Below are 24,558 nucleotides of genomic sequence, written 5' to 3'. Positions count from 1 at the left end.
CTTAGAAGTCCGCGCTGCCCGGGGCGCGCGGGTAGGGGATCGCATCGCGGATGTTGGACAGGCCGCAGACGTACACCACCAGGCGCTCGAAGCCCAGGCCGAAGCCCGCGTGCGGCACCGAACCGTAGCGGCGGAAATCGCGGTACCAGCTGTAGTGCTCACGGTCCAGGCCGAACTGGGCCATGCGCGCGTCCAGCACGTCCAGGCGCTCTTCGCGCTGGCTGCCGCCGATGATCTCGCCGATGCCCGGGGCCAGCACGTCCATCGCGGCAACAGTCTTGCCGTCGTCGTTCAGGCGCATGTAGAAGGCCTTGATGTGCTCCGGGTAGTTGGTCACCACCACCGGACGGCCGACGTGTTCCTCGGTCAACCAGCGCTCGTGCTCGGTCTGCAGGTCCAGGCCCCATTCGACCGGGAAATCGAACTTCCTGCCGGACTTCTGCAGCAGGCTGACCGCATCGGTGTAGTCGATGCGCTCGAACGGTGCGTTGATGAAGTCTTCCAGCTTGGTGATCGCGTTCTTGTCCACGCGCTCGGCGATGAAGGCCAGGTCGTCGCTGCGCTCGTTCAGCACCGCGCGGAACAGGTACTTCAGGAACTCTTCGGCCAGGCGTGCGTCTTCGGCCAGGTCGGCGAAGGCGATTTCCGGCTCGATCATCCAGAACTCCGCCAGGTGGCGGGTGGTGTGGCTGTTTTCGGCGCGGAAGGTCGGGCCGAAGGTGTAGACCTTGCTCAGCGCCAGGCAGTAGGCCTCGACGTTCAGCTGGCCGGACACGGTCAGGAAGGTCTCCTTGCCGAAGAAGTCGCGGCTGAAATCGATCGCGCCCTTCTCGTCGCGCGGCAGGTTCACCATGTCCAGGGTGGACACGCGGAACATCTGGCCGGCGCCTTCAGCGTCGGAGGTGGTGATGATCGGGGTGCTGATCCAGTTGAAGCCGTTCTCGTGGAAGAAGCGGTGCACGGCCTGGGCCAGGCAGTTGCGGATGCGGGTGACCGCGCCGAACAGGTTGGTGCGCGGGCGCAGGTGCGCCACTTCACGCAGGAACTCCGGCGACATCGGCTTGGGCTGGATCGGGTAGGTGAGCGGGTCTTCGACCCAGCCGACCACCTCCAGCGTGCTGGCCTGGATCTCGAACGACTGGCCCTTGCCCTGCGACTTCACCAGGGTACCGGTGGCGATGACCGAGCAGCCGCTGGTCAGGCGCTTGATCTCATCGAAGTTGCCCAGGGTGTCGTTGGCCACGACCTGGATCGGGGCGAAGCAGGAGCCGTCGCTCACATTCACGAAGGCCAGATTCGCTGAACCGCGCACCGTGCGCACCCATCCGCGTACCGTGACTTCGCCGCCTTCCGGGATCTTCCCGGCAAGCGCATGTTCAACGCTGACCACCGTCATGACTTGAATCCTCTGCTGATCGACTCGATCTGTGAACACGGGAGTTTACCGGTTGCAGCGTTCTGCTTGCGAGGCATTTTTCGTGGCAACGGCTCCTTATAATGTCCCTGTACCTCTGGAGTAGTCCCATGGCCGTCAGCCTGACCCCCATTGCCTTCGAGCGCGTGCAGCGCTTTGTCGCCCAGACCCCCGGCGCGCTGGGCCTGCGTTTCGGCGTGACCAAGACCGGCTGTTCCGGCTGGGGCCACGTGACCGACCTGGCCCGCGATGAGCGCGAGGGCGATACCGTGTTCGAGCAGGACGGCGTGAAGATCTACGTCGATGCCAAGAGCCTGGCGCTGGTGGACGGCACCGTGATCGACTTCGGCAAGCACGGCCTGAGCGAGACCTTCACGTTCAGCAACCCGAATGCCACCGCCGAGTGTGGCTGCGGCGAAAGCTTCACCACCGACGCCGACAAGGCCTGACGGCCCGGCCGGTCCCGGTAGGTGCCGGCCGTGGTCGGCACGCTATATCCAGAAGGGAATCCACGGATGGAACGACCGGTTTTCACCTATCACCCCAACGCCTACGCACTGTCCTTCGAGGACATCGACGGGGTCTGCGATTGCTGCGGCGAGCTGCGGGAACTGCGCTACCGGGGGCCGTTCTACACCCGCCTGCGCCCGGATTACCTGTGTCCGTGGTGCATTGCCGATGGCAGGGCCGCGGCCAGTTACGGCGGTGAGTTCACTGCCTGGAGTGATATCGAGGGGGTGTCGCCGGACCCGGCCGATCCGCCGCCGACCATTGCCCGTCCGCTGCTGCTGGAAATCTGCGAGCGCACGCCCGGTTATGCCTCCTGGCAGCAGTCGGTCTGGCTCAGTCACTGTGAACGGCCCTGCGCCTTCCTCGGCTATGCCGGCAGCGAGGACCTTCAGCCCATCCTCGACCAGGTCCGGCCGGACGTGGCCGAGGTCAACCCGCGCGACGCCGACTGGGTGCTGGAGCATCTGAGCCGGGACGGCGCGATGGTCGGATGCCTGTTCCAGTGCCTGGAATGCGGCCAGCATCGCCTTCATGTTGATCTGGAGTAGCGCGGGGCGGTTCCAGGGCTCGCTGCTGCCCGGTTCAGGTTGCCTGGACCCCGCCGGTTGCCCGGCACCCCCATCTGCGCCATAATGCGCGGCTTCCTGCCTTCCTGGCGGGAACCCTTGCCCCACCGCGGTAACCACGGCGGGGGGCTGTCCGGCCGCAAGGCCACATCCGAAAGGTAGAAAAAACATGAGTCGTCATTACGAAATCGTGTTCATGGTCCACCCGGACCAGAGCGAGCAGGTCCCGGCCATGATCGAGCGCTACAAGTCGCTGGTCGAGAACGGCAACGGCACCATCCACCGTCTGGAAGACTGGGGCCGCCGCCAGCTGGCGTACCCGATCCAGAACCTGGTGAAGGCCCACTACGTGCTGATGAACATCGAAGCCGACCAGGCCGTTCTGAACGAACTGACCGAAAGCTTCCGCTTCAACGACGCCGTGCTGCGCAACCTGGTCATCAAGCGTGACGAGGCTGACACCGAGCAGTCGCTGATCATGAAGAGCAAGGACGAGAAGGGTGACAAGCCGGAGCGCGGTGAGCGCCGTCGTCGTGACGACGAAGAAGGCGAGTCCACCACCACCGCTGACAACGAAGCCGGCGACGACGCCGCTTCCGCCGCCTAAGGAGCCTTCCCATGTCCAAGTTCTTCCGTCGCCGCAAGTTCTGCAAGTTCACGGCTGAAGGTGTGAAGGAGATCGACTACAAGGATCTCAACACCCTGCGCCAGTACCTGACCGAGAACGGCAAGATCGTGCCGAGCCGCGTCACCGGTACCAAGTCGAAGTACCAGCGCCAGCTGGCGACCGCCGTCAAGCGCGCTCGCTTCCTGGCCCTGATCCCGTACACCGACAACCACGACGTCTGATGCAGGCGGGGCGGCCTGGCGCCGCCCCCGCTGTGCCAGCTATTCGGACAGCCTTTGTTGCGGGGCATCGCCTCGCTAACGAATAACTTATCTGGAGCAATACCATGCAGCTGATCCTCCTGCAGAAAGTCACCAACCTCGGCAACCTGGGCGACCTGGTCGACGTGAAGCCGGGCTACGGCCGTAACTTCCTCGTGCCGCAGGGCAAGGCCGTGCCGGCCACCGAGAGCAACAAGGCCGAGTTCGAAGCCAAGCGCGCCGAATACGAAGCCAAGGCCCAGGCCATCCACGCCGACGCCGAAGGCCGCAAGGCCAAGCTGGAAGGCGCGAGCGTGACCATCGCCGCCAACGCTTCGACCGAAGGCAAGCTGTACGGCTCGGTTGGCCCGCGCGACATCGCCGAGGCCTTCACCGCCGCCGGCCTGCCGCTGGAAAAGAGCGAAGTCATCCTGGGCGAAGGCGCCTTCCGCAACATCGGCGAATACGACGTGCTGGTCCACCTGCACGCCGACGTCGAGACCACCGTCAAGGTCGTCGTCGTCGCCGAAGCCTGATCCCACGCCGCAAGGCTTGGCATCACCGCAGAACGGGCGCCCGCAAGGGTGCCCGTTTTGTTTTATGGCTCCGTTTCGTGGCGTCGGGCCACGTCCGGCCGGCGCGGTCGGGCTGGACAATGTTCCACGCCCATTCGTAGAACACGGCCACATCGGTATACTCAGGGCGTCACACCCGTTCCACGGGCATCGATCCCAACAGGATCAATGACTTGGAGGGTAAACGCAGGCCGCCCGCCGGCCCCAGTCCGGAACCCCTATGCGTCTTTCCACGATCAAGCTGTCCGGCTTCAAGTCGTTCGTCGATCCGACCACCCTCCACCTGCCGACCAACATGACCGGCGTGGTGGGGCCCAATGGCTGCGGCAAGTCGAACATCATCGACGCCGTGCGCTGGGTCATGGGCGAGAGTTCGGCCAGCCGCCTGCGTGGCGACTCGCTGACCGACGTGATCTTCTCCGGGTCCAATGCCCGCAAGCCGGTCTCGCAGGCCACGGTCGAGCTGATCTTCGACAACTCCGACCACACGATTTCCGGCGAGTACGCCTCGTTCAACGAAATATCGGTCAAGCGCACGGTCAGCCGCGACGGCACCAGCAACTATTATCTCAACGGCACCAAGTGCCGTCGCCGCGACATCACCGATCTGTTCCTCGGCACCGGCCTGGGCCCGCGCAGCTACTCGATCATCGAGCAGGGCATGATCAGCCAGATCATCGAGGCGCGCCCGGAAGACCTGCGCGTGTACCTGGAAGAGGCGGCCGGCATCTCCAAGTACAAGGAGCGCCGCAAGGAGACCGAGACCCGCATCCGCCACACCCGCGAGAACCTGGACCGGCTGGGCGACCTGCGCGACGAGATCAGCAAGCAGCTCGAACACCTCAAGCGCCAGGCCCGGCAGGCCGAGCAGTACCAGGCGCTGCAGGAAGAGCGCCGGGTCAAGGATGCCGAGTGGAAGGCGCTGGAGTTCCGAGGGCTGGACGGTCGCCTGTCGAAGCTGCGCGAAGGGCTGTCGCAGGAAGAGACCAAGCTGCAGCAGCTGATTGCCGACCAGCGTGATGCCGAAGCCCGCATCGAGACCTCGCGCGTGCGTCGCGAAGAGGCCGCCGATGCACTCAACACCGCACAGGCGGCGGTCTACCAGGTCGGCAGCACGCTGGCGCGCCTGGAACAGCAGATCCAGCACCAGCGCGAGCTGTCGCAGCGCCTGCACAAGGCGCGGGATGAGACGCAGCAGGCGCTGGCCGAACTGGGCCAGCACATCAGCGGCGACGAGGCCAGGCTGAGCGTGCTGCGCGAAGCGGTGGAGGCCGCCACCCCGCAGCTGGAAGCGCTGCAGGAAGAGAACGAGATCAAGCAGGAAAGCCTGCGCGAGGCTGAGGAACGGCTGGCCAGCTGGCAGCAGCGCTGGGAGCAGCACACCTCGCAGAGTTCGGAAGCCTCGCGTGCCGGCGACGTCGAGCGCACGCGCGTGGACTACCTGGACAAGCAGATCCTCGATGCCGACCGGCGCCGTGAAGCGCTGGCCGCCGAGCGCGCCGGGCTGGACGTGGACGCGCTGGAAGAGGCGTTCGAGCAGCTGCACCTGCAGCACGACACGCAGAAGGCCGCGCTGGATGAGCTGAGCGAAGACGTCGAGCTGCGCAAGCAGGGCGTAGCGGCGGTGCAGGAACAGCAGCGCAATGGCCAGAACGAACTGGCCGAACTGCGCAAGCAGGCCAACGGCCTGCGCGGTCGCCTGGCCTCGCTGGAAACCCTGCAGCAGGCCGCGCTGGGCCAGGAGCAGGGCGCGGCCGTGGCTTGGCTGAAGGCGCGCGGGCTGGATTCGGCGGCGCGTGTCGGCGAGCGCCTGGACGTTGATGCCGGCTGGGAAAACGCGGTGGAAAGCGCGCTCGGCCAGTTGATCGAAGGCGTGCTGGTCGATGATCCGGCCGGCCTGGTCGACGCGCTCGGCGAGCTGGGCGACGGTCACCTTGCGCTGGTTGCCAACGACGATGCCGAACTGAAGGTTGCACCGACCTCGTTGGCCGCCCGCGTGCGTGGCCCGGTGGCGATCCGTCGGCTGCTGGCACACCTGCACGCAGCCAAGGACCTTTCCGAAGCGAAGATGCTGCAGGGCAGCCTTCCGGACGGCGATTCGATCATCACCCAGCGTGGTGAGCGCCTGGGCCAGGGCTGGCTGCGCGTATCGCGCTCCGGTGCGGCCCAGCAGGGCGCGCTGCTGCGCGAACGCGAGATCCAGGAACTCCGCGAGCAGATCGAACAGCTGCAGGACCGCGAGGCCGAACTGGAAGAACAGCTGGCCGGTTTCCGCGAGCAGTTGCAGGCTGCCGAACAGCAGCGCGAAGACGCGCAGCGTGCGCTGTACCAGGCCCATCGTGCGGTCTCTGAACTGGCCGGGCAGTTGCAGGGCCAGCAGGGCAAGGTGGAGGCGGCGCGCACGCGCATCGACCGCATCGAAGGCGAGCTGAAGCAACTGCAGGAAACGATTGAAGCCAACAACGAGCAGGCGCGCGAAGCGCGCTCGCGCTTGGAGAACGCGGTCAGCAGCATGGGCGACCTGGAATCGACCCGGCAGCGGCTGGAGGGCGAGCGCCGCCAGCTGACCGAGGCCCGTGATCTGGCACGCGACGCTGCACGCGCGGTGCGCGAGCGGTCGCATTCGCTGGCCCTGACCCTGGAATCGCAGCGGGCGCAGCTGGCCTCGTTGAGCCAGGCGTTGGAGCGTATGGGCATGCAGCGCGGGCAGCTGGACTCGCGCCTGGGCGAACTGCATTCGCAGCTGGATGAAGGTGATTCGCCGGTCGAGTCGCTGCAGGCCGAGCACCAGAATGCGCTGGAAGAACGCGTGCGCGCCGATCGCGTGCTGACCGAGGCGCGCACGCTGCTCGATGGCATCGACGCCGAGCTGCGCAATTACGAACAGACCCGTCACCAACGCGACGAACAGGCGCTGGCGCAGCGTGAGCGTATTTCGCAGCGCAAGCTGGACCAGCAGGCCCTGGTGCTCAGCGCGGACACCCTGCAGGCGGCGGTGGAGAAGGCTGGCTTCGTGCTGCAGGACGTCCTCAATGCACTGCCCGAGGACGCCCGCCTGGGCGACTGGGAGCAGGCCGTGCACCAGATCGATGGCCGCATGCGCCGGCTGGAGCCGGTCAACCTGGCCGCCATCCACGAATACGGCGAGGCGTCGCAGCGCTCGGAGTACCTGGATGCCCAGCATGCGGACCTGACTACCGCGCTGGAAACCCTGGAAGACGCCATCCGCAAGATCGACCGAGAGACCCGTGGGCGTTTCAAGGACACCTTCGACCGCGTCAACGCCGGTGTGCAGGCGTTGTATCCGCGCCTGTTCGGCGGCGGCCATGCCTACCTGGAGCTGACCGGTGAAGACCTGCTCGACACCGGCGTGACGATCATGGCGCGCCCGCCGGGCAAGCGCGTGTCCAGCATCTCGCTGCTGTCCGGCGGCGAGAAGGCGATGACCGCGGTGGCGCTGGTGTTTGCCATCTTCCAGCTGAACCCGGCGCCGTTCTGCCTGCTGGACGAGGTGGACGCACCGCTGGACGAGGCCAACGTCGGTCGCCTGGCCAACATGGTCAAGGAAATGAGCGAGAAGGTGCAGTTCCTGTTCGTCAGCCACAACAAGGCGACGATGGAGGCGGCACATCAGCTCTCGGGCGTGACCATGCGCGAGCCGGGCGTCAGCCGCCTGGTCAGCGTGGATCTGGAAGAAGCCGCACGATTGGCGGGCGCGGCCTGACGTGCCATCCTAGTTACCTGAATGAACCAGCCGGAGAACCTATCGAATGTCCGACACGGCACTGTTGCGCATCGGCATCCTGGCCGCCGGCCTGCTGTTGATCGCCGCGATCTTCCTGTTTGGCCGTCCGAAGAAGAAGCCCCAGGGGCGCCGCGTGGAAGGCGCGGAACCGACCAGCGGCGAGCGCCGCGAGCCGGTCCTGGGTGAGGACGGCGTCGCCGTGGCCGATGGCCGCCCTGAGCCCGGCATGGGCGGGGAGGGCGAGCAGGCCGAACTCGGCCTGGCCGACACCGACGCAGGCGCAGCCAGCGACCTGGGCAAGCGCGCGACCCAGGATTTCGACAAGATCGTCTCGCTGTTCGTGGCCGCCCGCGCCGGCGAGCAGCTGCGGGGCGAAGACATCGTGGTGGCAGCGGAGAAGACTGGGCTGGTGTTCGGCCACATGAACGTGTTCCACCGCCTGGTGGAAGGCCACCCCGAGCGCGGCCCGATCTTCTCGATGGCCAGCATCATGAAGCCGGGCAGCTTCGACATGGCCAACATCCGTGCCATGGAAACCCCGGCCATTGCCTTCTTCCTGACCCTGCCGGCGCCGCTGACCGCGCTGGACGCCTGGGAGAAGATGCTGCCGACGGTGCAGCGCATGGCCGAGCTGCTCGATGGCGTGGTGCTGGATGACAGCCGCAATGCGCTCGGCCGGCAGCGCATCGCGCACATCCGTGACGAACTGCGTGCCTATGATCGCCAGCACCAGGCACCGCCGCTGACCAAGACCCCGCGCTGGTGAGCGCCATGGTGTGCCGACCAACGGTCGGCACCCACAACAGTAGATCCACGCCATGCGTGGATGGGGCGAACCAAGGTTCGCCCCCACCAACAGGGTCAGGCCGGTACGCCGGCGACCTTGGCAAATGCCCTGCGGAACGCGGCCATTTCATCTTCGGTGCCGACGCTCACGCGCACGCGCTGCGGCCAGATCGGCCAGCTGCGCCCGATCACCACGCCGTTGTCTGCCATCGCCTTGGCAAAGGCGGCACCGTCGCGCTGCACATCCACCACGAAGCAGTTCGCTTCCGACGGCACGCAACTGAAACCACGCTTGCCCAGCCATGCGATGGTGGCCTGCCGCACCCTGGCATTCTGCAGGCGCCGCTGCGCGATCAACTGAGGATCACGCAGGCTGGCCAATGCCGCGGCCAGCGCCGGCACCGGCAGTGGGTTGTCGCCCAGGCTGGCCAGTTCGCGCAGGCGGTCGGGATGCGCGGCCGCCACGCCCAGGCGCAGGCCGGCCATGCCATAAAGCTTGGAGAACGTGCGCAGCACGATCAGGTCATCGCGCTGCGCCACCTGCGCGATCAGGCTCGGCTGCTCGCTGTACTGCAGATAGGCCTCGTCCACCAGTACACGGGTGGTCGGAGGCTTGTGCGACAGCAGCCACGCCAGTTCGGCCGGCGGGCTGATCGAGCCGGTCGGGTTGTTCGGATTGCACACATACAGCAGCCCGGTCGGTCGCGCGTGCGCGGCAGCGACCATTGCGCGCAGGTCGTGTGCGCCGTCGGTTCGCAGCGGCACTTTCTGCACGTGCGCGCCGTGCGCGGCGGCAACTTCGCCCAGCGTTTCGAAGGTCGGGTCGGCCACCACCAGTCCCGCCTGCGGGCTGGTCCACAGCACGGCGGCTCGGTTCAGCGGTTCGCTGGAGCCCGGATAAAGCCGCACGTGATCAGCCGGAAGGCCGGCCTGTTCGATGAAGGCGTCGCGCACCTGGCCGGCCAGTTCGAAGCGGTAGCGGCCGCAACCGGCGATGCTGTCGCGTGCCGCCTGCTGGGCCGCGGGCGAAGGGCCGTAGGGGCATTCGTTGAAGTTCAGCAGCACCGCGCCTTCGCCGGGTGCCGAGGGCGAAGGCGCAGCCGCAGCGGGTTGGGCATCGGCAAGGCGGGGCAGGCCCGTACCGGCCAGGGCGAAGCCGGCACCGGCCACTTGCAGGAAGCGTCTACGGGAGGCGGGCAGGGTCACGGGCAGGATTCCGAAGGGCGACCGTCGCACGCTAGCGCCGGCGGCGATCGGCGGCAAGCTGCCTTTTGCAGCGTCGAGCCATGCTCGACTGTGATGGCAAATGCAGTCGAGCATGGCTCGACGCTGCGGAAGGCGAGGGCGTTACGGGGCCTGACGGCCGGGCGAGGTAGAATTCCCGGCCATCCCAGAACCACCGGATTCCGATGAGCCCCAGCCCCGCCGAACGCGCCGAAGACCTTCGCCGGCAGATCGCCCAGGCCAACCGCGCCTATCACGAGCTGGATGCGCCGGAGATCCCCGACGTCGACTACGACCGCATGGTGCGCGAGCTGGAAGCGCTGGAGCGCGAGCATCCGGAACTGGCCCGGGCCGACAGCCCGACCCAGCAGGTCGGTGCGCGTCCTTCCGGCCGTTTCCCGGAAGTGCGCCACGCGGTGCCGATGCTGTCGCTGTCCAACGCTTTCAGCGACGAGGAAGTGGCCGATTTCGTGCGCCGCATCGATGAACGCCTGGGCCGTCGCAGCCTGCAGTTCTCGGCCGAGCCGAAGATGGACGGGCTGGCGATCAGCCTGCGTTACGAAGACGGTCATTTCGTACTTGGCGCGACCCGCGGCGATGGCAGCACCGGCGAGGACGTGACCGCCAACCTGCGTGAGATCGGCGACATTCCCAAGCGGCTGCACGGCAAGGACTGGCCGGATGTGCTGGAGGTGCGCGGCGAGGTCTACATGGCGCGCGCTGACTTCGAGGCCTACAACGAGCGCGCACGCCTGCAGGGTGGCAAGGTGCTGGCCAACCCGCGCAACGCCGCGGCCGGCTCGTTGCGCCAGCTTGACCCGAAGATCAGCGCACAGCGCCGGTTGAGCTTCTTCGCCTACGGCACCGGCGACGTGCAGGGTGGTGAGCTGACCGATACCCACTCCGCAACGTTGGCACAGCTGGGTGCCTGGGGGTTCCCGGTCAGCGCATTGTGCAAGGTGGTGGAGGGGATTGAGGGCCTGCTCGGCTATTACCGCGATATCGGCCAGCGCCGTGACGGCCTGCCGTTCGACATCGACGGCGTGGTCTACAAGCTGGATGACCGCGCCGGCCAGCAGGCCATGGGCTTCGTCTCGCGTGCGCCGCGCTGGGCCATCGCGCACAAATTCCCGGCGCAGGAACAGAGTACAACGGTGGAGGCGATCGAGATCCAGATCGGCCGCACCGGTGCCGCAACACCGGTTGCACGGCTGGCGCCGGTAGCGGTGGCCGGGGTAATCGTATCGAACGCAACGCTGCACAATGCCGACCAGATCGCGCGCCTGGATGTGCGCGTCGGCGACAGCGTGATCGTGCGCCGCGCCGGCGACGTGATTCCCGAAGTGGTCAGCGTCATCCTCGACCGCCGTCCACTGGGCACCTCGCCCTGGCAGATGCCGACGCGCTGCCCGGTGTGCGGCTCGGAGATCGTGCGTGAGGAAGGCGCGGCCGCATGGCGCTGCTCGGGTGAGCTGTCCTGCCCGGCGCAGCGCAAGGAGGCCATCGCTCATTTCGCCTCGCGCCGCGCGATGGATATCGACGGCCTGGGCGACAAGTACATCGAAACCCTGGTTGATGCCGGCATCGTCAGCAGCGTGGCCGATCTGTACCGGCTCAACCGCGATACGCTGCTGCACCTGAAGCTGGTGCTGGATGCGGAGGACCCGTCGGCACTGGCCGCCGCGCTGAAGCTGCACCTGCCCGCCGAGGGCAGTGGTGCGGTGCTCACGGCGGTGCTCAAGCTGGACGGCAACGATCCGGGCTGGCGCGCACAGGCGCTGGCACAGCCCGCCGGTTTCGAATGGAACACGAAGAAGATCGCCACCAAGTGGGCCGACAACCTGATCGCGGCGATCGATGCCAGCCGAGCGGCCACGCTGGAACGGCTGCTGTTCGCGCTGGGCATCGAGCACGTGGGCGAGAGCACGGCCAAGGCGCTGGCGCAGTGGTTCGGTGACCTGGAACTGATCCGCCACCTGCCGTGGCCGCTGTTCAAGCGCGTGCCGGACATCGGCGGCGAAGTGGCCCGCTCGCTGGGCCACTTCTTCGAACAGCAGGGCAACCAACAGGCCATCGACGACCTGCTGCAGGTCGGCCAGGTACGCATCAGTGATGTGCATGCGCCCAGTGCCAGGCTGCGCGAGGGGCTGGATCTGGCCCAGCTGCTGGTCGAATCGGAAATTCCCGGCATCACCCGCCTGCGTGCGGAGAAGCTGGTGGCCGCGCTTCCTGGCGCGCAGGCGGTGCTCGACGCCGAGCATGGCCAGTTCGTCAATGCCGGGCTGCCCGATGACACCGCGCGTGGGCTGGCCCAGTGGCTGGACAGCGAGGGCCATGGCGCGATGCTGCTGGCGGCCGAACGGGCGATGCGCCAGATCCTGGCCAAGGCGCCGGCGCTGGCCGAGATCGTGGCCGGTCCGCTGGATGGGCAGACCGTGGTGCTGACCGGCACCCTGGCCCAGCTCACCCGCGATGCCGCCAAGGAACGCCTGGAGGCCCTCGGCGCCAAGGTCTCCGGCAGTGTCTCGAAGAAGACCAGCTTCGTGGTGGCCGGTACCGAGGCCGGCTCCAAGCTGGACAAGGCGCAGTCGCTGGGCGTGCCGGTGTGGGACGAAGACCGCCTGCTGGCCTACCTTGCCGAACACGAGTGATGACCCCGCCGGGCGTTTCCCGCCCGGCATGAAGCACTACAAAGGATGACCGATGCAGACCGCCCCGCTGGATTTCCGCCTGGCGACCCGTGCCGACGAAGAACGGCTGATCGCGTTGATGCGCGCGTTCTACGCCGAAGACAGGATCGACTTCGACGACGCACGCGTGCGCCGCGGCGTCGACGCGCTGCTGGCCGATCCGCGCAATGGCGAAGTGCTGCTGTGGCTGGACGAGGCGGGCGAGGTGGTCGGCTACGCGGTGATCGCGATGGGCTTCAGCCTGGAGCAGGGCGGCCACTTCATGCTGCTGGACGAGCTGTACCTGAGCCATCGCGCGCGCGGTCGTGGTCGCGGCAAGCAGGCGCTGGCCATCTGTGAACAGCGCGCTCGCGGGCGTGGTGTCAGCCGCCTGCGCCTGGAGGTGAACCACCACAACGAACTGGCCCGCCGCCTGTACCTGGCCAGCGGCTACATCGACGACACCCGCGATCTGCTGACCCTGCCGCTGGACCACCCGCGCCCGGAGGGCATCCTGTGAGCCAGGCCCTGCTGCGTGCGCTGCGCCAGCGTGCTGCGCTCAACGCGCTGGTGCGCCGCTTCTTCGCCGAGCGCGACGTGCTGGAAGTGGAAACGCCGATCCTGTCGGTGGCGGGCAACACCGAGCCGAACATCGACAGCTTCCATACCGATTTCACCGGCCATGTCGATGCCGGTGGCCGCCGTCGTTGGCTGCGCACTTCGCCGGAATATCCGCTCAAGCGCCTGCTGGCGGCCGGCGTGGGCGACTGCTACGAACTGGGCCGGGTGTTCCGCAACGGCGAGGCCGGCGGCCGCCACAACCCGGAATTCACCATGCTGGAGTGGTATCGGGTCGGCTGGGACCACCACCGGTTGGTGCAGGAAACCGCCGAGTTGGTCGGCCAGGCGCTGGCCCTGGTCGGACGCCGTGCGACGCTGCGTGTGTTGAGTTACCGCGAGCTGTTCCAGCAGCACGTGGGCCTGGATCCGTTCGAGGCCGATGAAGCCGCGCTGCGTGTTGCGCTTGGCGACGTGCACATCGACCCGGTCGGGTTGACCCGTGATGACTGGCTGGACCTGTTGATGACCCACCACATCCAGCCGCAGTTCGATGACGCGGTGATGACCGTGGTGCATGACTGGCCGGCCAGCCAGGCCGCGCTGGCGCGCATCCGTCCCGGTAAACCTGCATTGGCTGAACGGTTCGAGTTGTACCTGGGCACGGTGGAGCTGGCCAACGGCTATCACGAACTGAATGATGCCGACGAGCAGCGTGCCCGCTTCCTGCGTGACCAGCAGCGGCGCCATGCACGCGGGCAGGTGCAGCCGGCACTGGATGAGGCATTGCTGGCCGCATTGCCGTCGATGCCGGCGTGCGCGGGGGTGGCGGTAGGGGTGGACCGCCTGCTGATGGCGATGGAGCGCACGCCGCGCATCGCCGATGTGCTGGCGTTCGATTTCGCCCATGCATGAACATCGTCCGCTACCGGACATCGAAGACTGAACGGATTGCCGGATCCACGCGCTTGCTTCAGCAAGCAGGATGATGCTCTTATCACGGGCGATGCGGGACACTGGCATCGGAATTCGTCCACTCCTGTTGGGGAAGGCATTGGTCAAGTGGTTTGCGGTTGTTGCGGTACCGGTGTACTCCATCGCGCTATGGGGTGCTTGGCTGCCGTTCTCCGCGTCTGCCCAGCAACCGGGTTATGACGAGGAAGTGATCACCTGCGAATCACGCGACATGGGCTGGGTGCACTGCGATATCGAGGTCGCCAATGGCGTCGACCTGATCCGGCAGCTGTCCAGCAACAGCTGTATCCGTGGCAGCGAATGGGGGACCGATCGCAGTGGCGTATGGGTCACCCTGGGCTGCCGCGCCGAGTTCCGTGCGCGCCGCGCGCCCGGGTCCGCCGCAGCGGCCAGCAGCGACGGCAAGCGCCAGTTCCGCCGCGTGGTGCGCTGCGAGTCCAACGGCCGCCCGCAGAGTTGCCCGGTCCGCCTGGATGGGGCGCCGGTGCGCCTGCTGCGCCAGTTGTCGGTGCTGCCGTGCCGGGAAGGGCAGGGGTGGGGCTACAAGCGCAACGAAGTGTGGACCAGCCGTGGCTGCCAGGGCGATTTCGAAGTGGCCGACGAGCAGGGCCGCTTCGTCGATATGCCGCGCCGGCTGACCTGCGAATCGAAATCCAAGAAGCGGCGTTTCTGCGGGGCGAGCATCTCCGTGGGCGCGGCGGTGTCCCAGCAACTCTCCAGCACGCCCTGCGAGGAGGGCCACACCTGGGGCTGGAGCCGCAACGGGATCTGGGTGGATGGCGGCTGCCGCGCCGAATTCTCGGTGAATTGAGCCCTGGCGGGCTCCAACCGCGCAGGACGTGGCCCTACAATGGGACCATGAACACTGCCCCTGACATCGATTACGCCCGCTACGACCACATCCGCCCGATCCTGTGGACCGGCGACGCCCTGCAACTGCTGGACCAGCGCAAGCTGCCGTTCGTGGTCGAGCACGTGGTCTGCAATGACAGTGACGAGGTCGCCTCGGCCATCCACGCGCTGACCGTGCGCGGCGCGCCGGCGATCGGTATCGCCGCGGCCTGGGGCGTGGTGCTGGCGGCACGCGGGGTGCAGGCCGCCGATGGCGCGCACGCCCTGCAGCAGCTGGAGCCGGCGCTGCAGCGCCTGAACGCCTCGCGTCCGACCGCCGTCAATCTGGCCTGGGCCCTGGCGCGCATGCGCCGTTGCCTGAGTGTCGCAGGCGCCGACTGGACGGCGTTGCTGGAGGCCGAAGCGCAGGCCATCGCCGAAGAGGATCTGGCCGCCAACCGCCACATGGGCGCGCTGGGTGCAGGCCTGATCGAGGCCGGCAGTGGCGTGCTGACCCACTGCAATACCGGTTCGCTGGCGACAGCCGGCTTCGGCACCGCGCTGGGCGTGATCCGCGCCGGCATGGCCCAGCACCGCATTGCCCGGGTGTTCGCCGGCGAGACCCGGCCGTGGCTGCAGGGTGCGCGCCTGACCGTGTGGGAGCTGCAGCAGGACGGCATCGATGCCACCCTGATCGCCGACTCCGCGGCCTCGCACCTGATGAAGACCGGTGCCGTGCAGTGGGTGATCGTGGGCGCCGACCGCATCTGTGCCAATGGCGATACCGCCAACAAGATCGGCACCTACCAGCTGGCCATCGCCGCCCGCCATCACGGCGTGAAGTTCATGGTCGTGGCGCCGTCCTCGACGGTGGACATGGACACCGTGGACGGCAGCCAGATCGAGATCGAGCAGCGTGACCCGGGCGAGCTGTACGGCGTGGGCGGTACCCGCACCGTGGCCGAAGGCATCGCCGCCTGGAACCCGGTGTTCGACGTCACCCCGGGCGAGCTGATCGACGCCATCGTGACCGAACGCGGGGTGATCCTGAACCCGACCGCCGAAAACATGCGCGCTGCCTTCGGCGGCTGAGGCGGGCAGGGTCGCGGATGCCTGTAGAGCCGAGCCCACGCTCGGCCCGGCCCGCGAATCCGCCGCAGCCGAGCATGGGCTCGGCTCTACAGGGGCGGTATGGGGCCCTAAGTTCCTGATTTGTGCCGGTAAAATCCCGATAAAGGGAGGCGGAAAACGGCCTGTTGTGGTAGTATCCGCAGGTTGAATCGAGGTTCCGGTGCGACCCCCTCCCGCAGAGGGCTGCGCCGGACTGGACCGCTACCAGACAACGGAACCCGAATGGCAGAAACCGCCAAGGAAATCATCCAGGTCAACCTGGAAGACGAGATGCGCAAGAGCTACCTCGATTACGCCATGAGCGTGATCGTGGGCCGCGCGCTCCCGGATGCGCGCGACGGCCTCAAGCCGGTGCATCGCCGCGTGCTGTTCGCGATGAATGAACTCAACGCGCACAGCAACAAGCCCTACTTCAAGTCGGCGCGTATCGTCGGTGACGTCATCGGTAAGTACCACCCGCATGGCGATCAGTCGGTGTACGACACGCTGGTGCGCCTGGCTCAGCCGTTCTCGCTGCGTTACATGCTGGTCGACGGCCAGGGTAACTTCGGTTCGATCGACGGCGACTCGGCAGCAGCGATGCGATACACCGAAGCGCGCATGTCGCGCCTGGCGCATGAGCTGATGGCCGACATCGACAAGGAAACCGTCGATTTCCAGCCCAACTACGATGAGAAGGAACTGGAGCCGACGGTCATGCCGACCCGGTTCCCGAACCTGCTGGTCAATGGTTCGGCCGGTATCGCGGTGGGCATGGCCACCAACATTCCGCCGCACAACCTCAGTGAATCGATCAATGCCTGCATCGCGCTGATCGACAATCCGGAGATCGACGTCGACGGCCTGATGGAGTACATCCCGGGCCCGGATTTCCCGACGGCCGGCATCATCAACGGCACTGCCGGCATCGTCGCCGGCTACCGCACCGGCCGTGGCCGCGTGCGCATCCGTGCCAAGGCCGATATCGAAGTGGCCGACAACGGCCGCGAGTCGATCATCGTCACTGAAATTCCTTACCAGGTGAACAAGGCGCGTCTGATCGAGAAGATCGCCGAGCTGGTCAAGGAAAAGAAGATTGAAGGCATCAGCGAGCTGCGCGATGAGTCCGACAAGGACGGCATGCGCATCTACATCGAGATCAAGCGCGGTGAATCTGCCGAGGTTGTGCTGAACAACCTGTACCAGCAGACGCAGATGGAATCGGTGTTCGGCATCAACATGGTGGCACTGGTCGATGGCCGCCCGCAGTTGATGAACCTCAAGCAGATGCTGGAGGCGTTCGTCCGCCACCGTCGCGAAGTGGTCACCCGCCGCACCGTGTTCGAGCTGCGCAAGGCGCGTGCCCGTGCCCACGTGCTGGAAGGCCTGACCGTCGCGCTGGCCAACATCGACGAGATGATCGAACTGATCAAGACCTCGCCGAACCCGAACGAAGCCCGCGAGCGCATGCTGGCACGCGTGTGGGAGCCGGGCCTGGTCGGTGCGATGCTGGGTGCCGCCGGTGCCGAAGCCTCGCGTCCGGAAGACCTGCCCAAGGGCGTGGGCCTGATCGAGGGCGGTTACCAGCTGACCGAGATCCAGGCCACGCAGATCCTGGAAATGCGCCTGCACCGCCTGACCGGGCTGGAGCAGGATCGCCTGACCGACGAGTACAAGCAGCTGCTGGAAGTGATCGCCGGGCTGATCCACATCCTGGAAGACCCCGACCGCCTGCTGCAGGTGATCCGCGAAGAGCTGGTCAGCGTCAAGGCCGAGTTCGGCGACGAGCGTCGTACCGAGATCCGCCACAGCGAAGAAGACCTGGACATCCTCGACCTGATCGCGCCGGAAGACGTGGTGGTCACCGTGTCCCACGCCGGCTATGTCAAGCGCCAGCCGGTGAGCGTGTACCGCGCGCAGCGCCGCGGTGGCCGTGGCCGCAGCGCGGCGGCGACCAAGGAAGAGGATTTCATCGAACAGCTGTGGCTGGTCAACACGCATGACACGCTGCTGACCTTCACCAGTTCGGGCAAGGTGTTCTGGCTGCCGGTCTACCAGCTGCCGGAAGCCGGTTCCAACGCCCGTGGCCGCCCGATCATCAACTGGATTCCGCTGGAACCGGGCGAACGCGTGCAGGCCGTGCTGCCGGTGCGCGAGTACGCCGATGGCCAGTTCGTGTTCTTCGCCACGAAGAACGGTACGGTCAAGAAGACCCCGCTGGGCGAGTTCGCCTTCCGTCTGGCGCGCGGCAAGATCGCGATCAACCTGGACGAGGGCGATGCCCTGGTCGGCGTCGGCCTGACCGACGGTGAGCGCGACATCCTGCTGTTCGCCTCCAACGGCAAGACCGTGCGCTTCGGTGAGGACAAGGTCCGCTCGATGGGCCGTACCGCCACCGGCGTGCGCGGCATCAAGATGCCGGCCGGCGAGGAAGTGGTCAGCCTGATCGTGGCCGAAAGTGCCGGTGGCATCGAGGACGAGAACGAGGACGACAACGGTGTCGAGGAAGCCGCCGCCAATGGCGATGCGGTGATCGACAGCGCCGACGACGCCAGCGTGCAGTACATCCTGACCGCCACCGAGAACGGCTACGGCAAGCGCACCCCACTGCCGGACTATCCGCGCAAGGGGCGTGGCACGCAGGGCGTGATCGGCATCCAGACCACCGAGCGCAACGGCAAGCTGGTCGCTGCGGTGCTGATGGGTTCCAACGACGAGGTCCTGCTGATCTCCGACGGCGGCACTCTGGTGCGTACGCGTGGCTCGGAAATCAGCCGCGTTGGCCGCAACACCCAGGGCGTTACCCTGATCCGCCTGTCCAAGGACGAGAAGCTGCAGGCGGTGGAGCGCATGGATGCCTCGATCGATGAGGATGAGGACGAGGTGGCCGCCGCCACCCCGGCCGAAGCCCCCGCACCGAGCGAGGACGCGCCGCAGGCGTAAGCCCGCATCGCCGCGCCACCTCAACAACGCCGGCTTCGTGCCGGCGTTGTTGTATCCGGTGCTCACCGCACGCGCACTTCACAGCGACGGTGGGATAACGGGCCACGCTGCCCCCCGGAGATCGACGATGTCCGCCACGCCGCAGTCTGTCGCCCCCGTTGTGTCCCGCCATCCGCTGGTGACCGTGCTGTCGCTGCTGCTGATCGTGCTTGGCCTGGTCATCGGTGGCCTCGGCGCGTGGCTGCTCAGTCTGGGAGGTTCGGCGTACTACGCCATCGCCGGCGTCGGCCTGCTGGCCAGCGGCGTGCTGCTGTTCGGCAACCGGCGCAGTGGCGCGCTGCTGTACGCGCTGGTATTCATCGGAACGTTGCTGTGGACCTGGTGGGAGTCGGGCAGTGACTACTGGCGGTGGGTACCGCGGCTGGGCCTGGTGACCGCACTGGGCATCGTACTGGCGCTGTTGGCGCCGACCCTGCGTACGCCGGTTCCCAGGCGGTTGTCGCGTGCGGCGGCCGCTGTGCTGATGCTGGTGTTCGTGGCCGCGTTCGGCCTGGCGTTCGCGCCGCATGGCGACGTGGATGGGCATCAGCCGTTCCCGGAAACTGCGGTCAGCGCCGGCCTGGAACCCACCCGTGATACCACCGGCCTGCAGCCGGCCGACCAGCCTGCCGACGGTGATTGGCCGGCCTGGGGCCGCAGCAACGCCGCCACCCGTTTCTCGCCGCTGCAGCAGATCACGCCGGCCAACGTCGGCACGCTGCAGTTGGCCTGGCAGTTCCGAACCGGTGACCTGCCGAAGAAGCGCTGGGGCGCGGAAACCACGCCGCTGAAGATTGGCGACCGCCTGTACCTGTGCACGGCGCGCAACCGCCTGATCGCCCTTGATGCGGCCACCGGCAAGGAACTATGGCGGTTCGATCCAAAGGTGAAGGACGCTTCGATCCCGTACACCGCCGCCTGCCGCGGCGTGAGCTACTACGAACAACCCAGCGCGCCGGCCATCGCCGATGCGGTGCTGGCCGACGTAGCCGCCGATCTGGCGCTGCCCGAGCCACCGCCCACGCTCCCCCGCAATGCCGCACCCGGCACTCATCCCGCCTGCTGGGCGCGCATCATCGAGGGCACCCTGGACGGCCGCATCATCGCGGTGGATGCAGGCAGCGGCCGCCCGTGCGCCAACTTCGGCAACAACGGCCAGGTCGACATCACCCTGGGCATGGGCGAGGTGCCGCCAGGCTATGTGTCGATCACCTCGCCACCGGCCATCGTGCGCGGGGTGATCGTCACCGGCCACCAGGTACTCGATGGCCAGCGCCGGGATGCGCCGTCGGGCGTGATCCAGGCCTACGACGCGATCAGTGGCAAGCTGCGTTGGGCCTGGGACATGGACCAGCCCGAGCGCAACGGCCTGCCGCCGCATGGGCAGACCTACACGCGCGGCACGCCGAACATGTGGACCACGGCCACCGGTGATGAGGCGCTGGGGCTGGTCTATCTGCCGCTGGGCAATTCAGCCGGGGACTACTGGAGTGGCTCACGTACGGAAAACCAGAACCGCTATGCGACGTCGCTGGTTGCGATCGACGTGGCTACCGGCAAGCCAGCCTGGCATTTCCAGGCCGTGCGCAAGGATGTGTGGGATTACGACCTCGGTTCGCAGGCCAGCTTGGTCGACTACCCGACGGCGGCCGGCAAGGTGCCGGCAATCCTGCTGCCGACCAAGCAGGGCGACCTGTACATCCTCGATCGCCGCAACGGCCAGCTGCTCAGCGCTGCCGAGGAGCGCAAGGTCCCGGTCGGCGGCGTCGAACCGGAACAGCGTTCGCCCACCCAGCTGTTCTCGCTGTACCACACGCTGCGTCGTGAGCATGACCTGACCGAGCGCGACATGTGGGGGCTGACCCCGATCGACCAGCTGGTCTGCCGCATCCAGTTCCGCAAGGCCTACTACGAAGGTTTCTACACGCCGCCGGCCAGCGACCGCCATTCCATCCAGTATCCCGGCTACAACGGCGGTTCGGACTGGGGGAGCGTCTCCATTGACACGCGACGTGGCGTGATCGTGGCCAACTACAACGACATGCCCAACTACAACCGGTTGGTGCCGCGTGCGGAGGCCGACCGGCGGGGCTGGCTGCCGCGCGAGAAGATCCGCGCCGACAAGGGCGGTGGCGAGGGAGCCGGTGATCCGCAGGTGGGCACGCCCTATGCCATCCAGGTCAACGCCGGCTGGCGGCTGCCGTTCACCCGGCTGCTGTGCAAGCAGCCACCCTATGGCGGCATCCGGGCCATCGATCTGCGCACCGGCAAGCTGTTGTGGGATCGGCCGTTCGGCAGCGCGCGCGGCAATGGCCCGTTCGGCATCCGCTCCGGCCTGCCGATCGAGATCGGCACGCCGAACAATGGCGGCTCGGTGATCACCGCCAGCGGCCTGGTGTTCATCGCCGCCGCCACCGATGACCTGCTGCGCGCCATCGACCTGAAGACCGGCAAGGAGCTGTGGCATGCCAAGCTGCCCGCGGGGGGCCAGGCCAATCCGATGATCTACGAACAGGGCGGGCGCCAGTACGTGGTGATCATGGCCGGCGGCCACCATTTCATGGAAACCCCGAACGGCGATTACGTGATGGCGTTTGCGCTGCCGAGGTAACCGCAATGGGGGCGGTGGGCGGAGTGGATGGCATCGCATCGGAGCATTCAACGTCACCGTTGGGGTATTGCGGCGGAGTTCTGGCGTTGATGCGGCGGGCGGACCTATCGTCTAGGATGCCTGCAGGGATAACCGCAAAGGAACTGCAATGAGGGCTGCCGGACGCCTGTTTCTCTGCAATACGCTGGCCTGTTTGGTCCTGATTCTCACATCGGCGTTTCCGGCAGTTGGCGCAGCCTCTTCCGAGCGTGCGCAGCCACGTGCGCAGGACGTCATCGATGACTGGCTTGCGGCCTTCAATGCAGGCAGCCTCGAGGCCTTGCAGGCATTTGCCGACAGATATGCGAAGCAGGAGGGCAGCACTCCCAATGACTATCTCGAGTTCCGCCAGAGCACGGGCCCGCTGAGCATTCTGGAAACGCTCGAGAGCGCGCCCGGCCAGGCGAAGCTGCTGGTGATGGGACAGCTGAGCGAACGCGCGATGTGGGTGACGGCCGTCATGGATCCGGCCAATCCGGAGCATGTGAAGCAGTTCCAGATCGAAGGCACTGAAACGCCGGACAAGTACAAGCCAGCGCGGGTTGCATTGCCTGTGCTGATGGCTGATGCCATGGAAAAACTGGAAGCGCTGCGGGCGCAGGACGCGCTGTCGGGTGCATTGCAGGTGGCACAGAACGGCAAGGTGCTGCTGGACTGGCGCGGTGGTGATGCTGATCGCACCGCTGGCATTCCAGTAGGCGTGGATACGCAGTTCCGCCTTGCGTCCTCCAACAAGATGTTCACCGCAGTGGCCCTCCTGCAGCTGGTGCAGGAGGGCAGGCTCAGTCTCGATGACACGATCGGCAAGCACCTGCCGGACTATCCGAACAGGACCGTTGCCAACAGCGTCACCGTTCGCCAGCTGCTGTCACATACCAGTGGCCTGGGCGATTTCTTCGGCGACGATTTCGATCAGTATTCCGCGTCGCTGAGGACGCTGGATGACTACGTGCAGCGCTTCGCCAAGGATGCGCCGCAGTTCGCGCCTGGCAGCCAGGACAGCTACTCGAACTATGGCTTCATCGTACTGGGGCGCATCATCGAAGCGGTTTCAGGGAAGTCATACTACGCGTATGTGGATGAGCACATCCTGCGCCCGTCCGGCATGAGCGGTACCGGCTTCGAGCCGGAAACGGTGAACGTCCCGCAACGTGCCGTCGCCTATACGAAGAAGGATGGGCATTGGATCCGTGAAACGAAGTCGCTGCCTTGGCGCGGCATGTCAGCCGGTGGTGGCTACAGCACGGTGAGCGACATGGTGAAGTTTGCCGAGGCATTGCGCAGCGGAAAGCTGGTCTCGCCCGCATTGCTGAAGCAGGCCACCACAGCGCAGAACCACAAGGGTTGGTACGGATTCGGCTTCGTGGTGCAGGGCGAGGGCAGTGAACACCAGTACGGCCATGAAGGCGGTGCGCCCGGATCGAACAGTGCCATCGTGGTGCTGCCCGCGCAGGGCTATGTGATCGTCGGCCTGGCCAATGTCGATCCGGATGCGATCGGCAACGTCGTCAGCTACATCGCGCGAAGGCTGCCACTGTGACCGCCGCAGGTGTCGGTCATTCCGGCACCCGCACCATCCTCGTCATCAAGTGTTCCACCACACCCGCCGGGTCGGCCGTGCGGCCCACATGCGTGCTCGACATCTGCACGACCGAGCTGCGTTTGGCGGTGAGGAAGTGGAACCGTGCACGTGCGGGCAACTGCGCGATGGGGCCGGCGCTGGCGTCGCCGCGGCAGATCGCCACGATCGCATCCAGCCACGGCTGCAGCGCCTCCTGGTCCAGCGCCGGTGCGAACGCGTGCAGGCGCACCGGATCGATTTCGATGGCCGCTTCCAGATGGCGCGCGCCCGGGCAGGACACGATCACCCCGACGTTGATGAACTCCTCGCGTTCCACCCGCGGTACCACGCGGATGACCGCGTAGTCATACGTGTGCAGCGTGGGCACGGATGACCTCCTGCACGAACACCGCACGCACTTTCAGGCGATGCTTGAGATAGTCGATGTAACCCTGGCGATAGGCCTGCGGACTGTCGAAGGCCGGCTCGTTGACCAGCCAGCTGTCTGGCACCAGGCCGACGATGCGCTCGATCTCGGCATCGGTCAGGCGCGCGGCCAGCTCGGCATCCACCGCGGCGATGCGGCTGGCGAACGACAGCAGCACATGGTCGCGGATCAGCACGAACGGCTTTTCGCAGGCATCGCCGGCGTTGGCCCAGTCGTGATGGAAGTACATGGCCGCACCGTGATCGATCAGGTACAGCTTTCGATGCCACACCATCAGGTTGGGATTGCGCGTGGTGCGATCGACATTGCTGGTGAACGCATCGAACCAGACGATCCGCGAGGCCAGGTCGGCATCTACCGGCATTGCGGCCGGGTCGTAATTGATCGCACCGGGCAGGTAGTCCAGGCCCAGGTTCAGGCCCTCGCTGGCGCGGATCAGCTCCTGGATCTCCGGGTCCGGCTCGGTGCGGGCGAACTCGCGGTCCAGCTCGACGAACAGGATTTCCGGAATCGGCAGGCCCAGCGTGCGTGCCATCTCGCCGGCGATCAGCTCCGCGATCAGCGCCTTCGGGCCCTGGCCGGCACCGCGGAATTTCAGCACGGCCATGCCGTCGTCGTCGGTTTCGACTACGGCGGGCAGGGAGCCGCCTTCCCGCAGCGGGGTGATGTAACGGAGGGCATGTACGGTGCGCATGGCGCATTCTAGCGTGGCGCCCGGGCCGTCGCGCTGTGGCGGAGCGGGGCCCAGCTTAACGAACAGATAGTGCGCGGATCACCGTGTACCGGCCGCCCGCAATCTTCACTTCGTCCTTCCGTGCAGGGTGGCAGCATTCGTTCCGACGGAGCAACGCGCCCGCGTGTGACCTTCAACAGGAGGCCGTGATGCCGCTACAGTGCAGCTGTCATGCTTCACCCTGCATGCAACGCAACGCCCGGTGTTGACCTTGACCTGACTGGGTCACGCCCCGGAACGGATGGCCGTTTCCCCGCAGTTCCAGACACTTTTCCCAGATCGTGACCCCGGCCTTGCCCGGCAGGTCCTGCGATCCAGGCGCTTGCGCCCCGGGAGGATCCCCTGCGTCGCCGT

The 24,558-nt window shown here is 66.7% G+C and carries 19 protein-coding genes; 15 read left to right on the top strand and 4 right to left on the bottom strand.

Annotation, left to right across the window (positions count from 1 at the left end; all coding sequences use genetic code 11):
• Window position 1: 1 nt before the first annotated feature.
• Window positions 2–1,396, bottom strand: a complete 1,395-nt coding sequence (asnS, locus tag ARC23_RS00315) for an asparagine--tRNA ligase (RefSeq protein WP_021202732.1) — start codon at window positions 1,394–1,396, stop codon at window positions 2–4.
• 128 nt (window positions 1,397–1,524) lie between these two features.
• On the opposite strand from asnS, the gene ARC23_RS00310 reads away from it, so the two are divergent.
• From ARC23_RS00310 to zipA, 7 genes are all read left to right on the top strand, one after another.
• Window positions 1,525–1,863 carry a HesB/IscA family protein gene (locus ARC23_RS00310; protein ID WP_049428383.1) on the top strand — a complete coding sequence of 113 codons (339 nt, stop codon included), beginning with the start codon at window positions 1,525–1,527 and terminating at the stop codon, window positions 1,861–1,863.
• 66 nt (window positions 1,864–1,929) lie between these two features.
• A complete protein-coding gene (locus tag ARC23_RS00305) occupies window positions 1,930–2,472 on the top strand; it encodes a CbrC family protein (RefSeq protein WP_057495369.1) in 543 nt (180 codons plus the stop codon).
• Between the two features lie 187 nt (window positions 2,473–2,659).
• Complete coding sequence (rpsF, locus tag ARC23_RS00300; protein WP_006452997.1) at window positions 2,660–3,097, top strand: 30S ribosomal protein S6; 438 nt, start codon at window positions 2,660–2,662, stop codon at window positions 3,095–3,097.
• Between the two features lie 11 nt (window positions 3,098–3,108).
• Window positions 3,109–3,339 carry a 30S ribosomal protein S18 gene (gene rpsR / locus ARC23_RS00295; RefSeq protein WP_002804494.1) on the top strand — a complete coding sequence of 77 codons (231 nt, stop codon included), beginning with the start codon at window positions 3,109–3,111 and terminating at the stop codon, window positions 3,337–3,339.
• 104 nt (window positions 3,340–3,443) lie between these two features.
• Window positions 3,444–3,893, top strand: coding sequence for a 50S ribosomal protein L9 (gene rplI / locus ARC23_RS00290; RefSeq protein ID WP_005410227.1), 450 nt, complete (start codon window positions 3,444–3,446; stop codon window positions 3,891–3,893).
• 259 nt (window positions 3,894–4,152) lie between these two features.
• Complete coding sequence (gene smc, locus ARC23_RS00285; RefSeq protein ID WP_057495368.1) at window positions 4,153–7,656, top strand: chromosome segregation protein SMC; 3,504 nt, start codon at window positions 4,153–4,155, stop codon at window positions 7,654–7,656.
• Between the two features lie 46 nt (window positions 7,657–7,702).
• The gene (gene zipA, locus ARC23_RS00280) at window positions 7,703–8,443 is read left to right on the top strand and encodes a cell division protein ZipA (RefSeq protein ID WP_057495367.1); all 741 of its coding nucleotides are present in this window, start codon (window positions 7,703–7,705) and stop codon (window positions 8,441–8,443) included.
• Between the two features lie 95 nt (window positions 8,444–8,538).
• Here zipA and ARC23_RS00275 read toward each other — a convergent pair whose 3' ends face one another.
• Window positions 8,539–9,669, bottom strand: coding sequence for a pyridoxal phosphate-dependent aminotransferase (locus ARC23_RS00275; RefSeq protein ID WP_057495366.1), 1,131 nt, complete (start codon window positions 9,667–9,669; stop codon window positions 8,539–8,541).
• A 197-nt stretch (window positions 9,670–9,866) separates the two neighbouring features.
• Here ARC23_RS00275 and ligA point away from each other — a divergent pair, with 197 nt between their 5' ends.
• The 8 genes from ligA (at window position 9,867) to ARC23_RS00235 (ending at window position 23,002) form a co-directional block, all read left to right on the top strand.
• Window positions 9,867–12,338: an NAD-dependent DNA ligase LigA gene (gene ligA / locus ARC23_RS00270; protein WP_203226328.1), complete on the top strand. Its 2,472-nt coding sequence runs from the start codon at window positions 9,867–9,869 to the stop codon at window positions 12,336–12,338.
• A 52-nt stretch (window positions 12,339–12,390) separates the two neighbouring features.
• Window positions 12,391–12,876, top strand: coding sequence for a GNAT family N-acetyltransferase (locus ARC23_RS00265; protein ID WP_057495364.1), 486 nt, complete (start codon window positions 12,391–12,393; stop codon window positions 12,874–12,876).
• Entirely contained in the window at window positions 12,873–13,829 is a 957-nt protein-coding gene (gene epmA, locus ARC23_RS00260) for an EF-P lysine aminoacylase EpmA (RefSeq protein WP_057495363.1), read from the top strand. The genes ARC23_RS00265 and epmA overlap by 4 nt, the downstream gene beginning before the upstream one ends.
• A 139-nt stretch (window positions 13,830–13,968) precedes the next feature.
• Window positions 13,969–14,700 (top strand): DUF3011 domain-containing protein, encoded by a 732-nt coding sequence (locus tag ARC23_RS00255; protein WP_057495362.1) that lies wholly within the window; start codon window positions 13,969–13,971, stop codon window positions 14,698–14,700.
• Between the two features lie 47 nt (window positions 14,701–14,747).
• Complete coding sequence (gene mtnA, locus ARC23_RS00250) at window positions 14,748–15,812, top strand: S-methyl-5-thioribose-1-phosphate isomerase (RefSeq protein ID WP_057495361.1); 1,065 nt, start codon at window positions 14,748–14,750, stop codon at window positions 15,810–15,812.
• 261 nt (window positions 15,813–16,073) lie between these two features.
• Complete coding sequence (gene gyrA / locus ARC23_RS00245; RefSeq protein ID WP_057495360.1) at window positions 16,074–18,773, top strand: DNA gyrase subunit A; 2,700 nt, start codon at window positions 16,074–16,076, stop codon at window positions 18,771–18,773.
• 127 nt (window positions 18,774–18,900) lie between these two features.
• Window positions 18,901–21,423: a membrane-bound PQQ-dependent dehydrogenase, glucose/quinate/shikimate family gene (locus ARC23_RS00240; RefSeq protein WP_057495359.1), complete on the top strand. Its 2,523-nt coding sequence runs from the start codon at window positions 18,901–18,903 to the stop codon at window positions 21,421–21,423.
• Between the two features lie 148 nt (window positions 21,424–21,571).
• Window positions 21,572–23,002 (top strand): serine hydrolase domain-containing protein, encoded by a 1,431-nt coding sequence (locus tag ARC23_RS00235; RefSeq protein WP_057495358.1) that lies wholly within the window; start codon window positions 21,572–21,574, stop codon window positions 23,000–23,002.
• Between the two features lie 16 nt (window positions 23,003–23,018).
• On the opposite strand, the gene ARC23_RS00230 is transcribed toward ARC23_RS00235, so the two are convergent.
• Both ARC23_RS00230 and ARC23_RS00225 read right to left on the bottom strand, forming a co-directional pair.
• Complete coding sequence (locus ARC23_RS00230; protein ID WP_057495357.1) at window positions 23,019–23,411, bottom strand: DUF3037 domain-containing protein; 393 nt, start codon at window positions 23,409–23,411, stop codon at window positions 23,019–23,021.
• Window positions 23,389–24,165 (bottom strand): HipA family kinase, encoded by a 777-nt coding sequence (locus ARC23_RS00225; protein ID WP_057495356.1) that lies wholly within the window; start codon window positions 24,163–24,165, stop codon window positions 23,389–23,391. Before ARC23_RS00225 ends, ARC23_RS00230 begins: the two co-directional genes overlap by 23 nt.
• Between the last annotated feature and the right edge of the window lie 393 nt (window positions 24,166–24,558).

The organism is Stenotrophomonas beteli, from assembly GCF_001431665.1.
Classification (GTDB): domain Bacteria; phylum Pseudomonadota; class Gammaproteobacteria; order Xanthomonadales; family Xanthomonadaceae; genus Stenotrophomonas; species Stenotrophomonas beteli.
The sequence above is the reverse complement of the archived record's forward strand: the minus strand, read 5'-3'. Positions and strand labels throughout refer to the sequence as shown.

What these genes read in the sequence shown, in the direction of transcription:
- asnS (WP_021202732.1), bottom strand. Translation starts at nt 1,396, where the DNA reads ATGACGGTGGTCAGCGTTGAACATGCGCTTGCCGGGAAGATCCCGGAA.
- ARC23_RS00240 (WP_057495359.1), top strand. Translation starts at nt 18,901, where the DNA reads ATGTCCGCCACGCCGCAGTCTGTCGCCCCCGTTGTGTCCCGCCATCCG.
- ARC23_RS00225 (WP_057495356.1), bottom strand. Translation starts at nt 24,165, where the DNA reads ATGCGCACCGTACATGCCCTCCGTTACATCACCCCGCTGCGGGAAGGC.
- ARC23_RS00235 (WP_057495358.1), top strand. Translation starts at nt 21,572, where the DNA reads ATGAGGGCTGCCGGACGCCTGTTTCTCTGCAATACGCTGGCCTGTTTG.
- ARC23_RS00305 (WP_057495369.1), top strand. Translation starts at nt 1,930, where the DNA reads ATGGAACGACCGGTTTTCACCTATCACCCCAACGCCTACGCACTGTCC.
- mtnA (WP_057495361.1), top strand. Translation starts at nt 14,748, where the DNA reads ATGAACACTGCCCCTGACATCGATTACGCCCGCTACGACCACATCCGC.
- ARC23_RS00265 (WP_057495364.1), top strand. Translation starts at nt 12,391, where the DNA reads ATGCAGACCGCCCCGCTGGATTTCCGCCTGGCGACCCGTGCCGACGAA.
- zipA (WP_057495367.1), top strand. Translation starts at nt 7,703, where the DNA reads ATGTCCGACACGGCACTGTTGCGCATCGGCATCCTGGCCGCCGGCCTG.
- ARC23_RS00310 (WP_049428383.1), top strand. Translation starts at nt 1,525, where the DNA reads ATGGCCGTCAGCCTGACCCCCATTGCCTTCGAGCGCGTGCAGCGCTTT.
- gyrA (WP_057495360.1), top strand. Translation starts at nt 16,074, where the DNA reads ATGGCAGAAACCGCCAAGGAAATCATCCAGGTCAACCTGGAAGACGAG.
- smc (WP_057495368.1), top strand. Translation starts at nt 4,153, where the DNA reads ATGCGTCTTTCCACGATCAAGCTGTCCGGCTTCAAGTCGTTCGTCGAT.
- rpsF (WP_006452997.1), top strand. Translation starts at nt 2,660, where the DNA reads ATGAGTCGTCATTACGAAATCGTGTTCATGGTCCACCCGGACCAGAGC.
- rpsR (WP_002804494.1), top strand. Translation starts at nt 3,109, where the DNA reads ATGTCCAAGTTCTTCCGTCGCCGCAAGTTCTGCAAGTTCACGGCTGAA.
- rplI (WP_005410227.1), top strand. Translation starts at nt 3,444, where the DNA reads ATGCAGCTGATCCTCCTGCAGAAAGTCACCAACCTCGGCAACCTGGGC.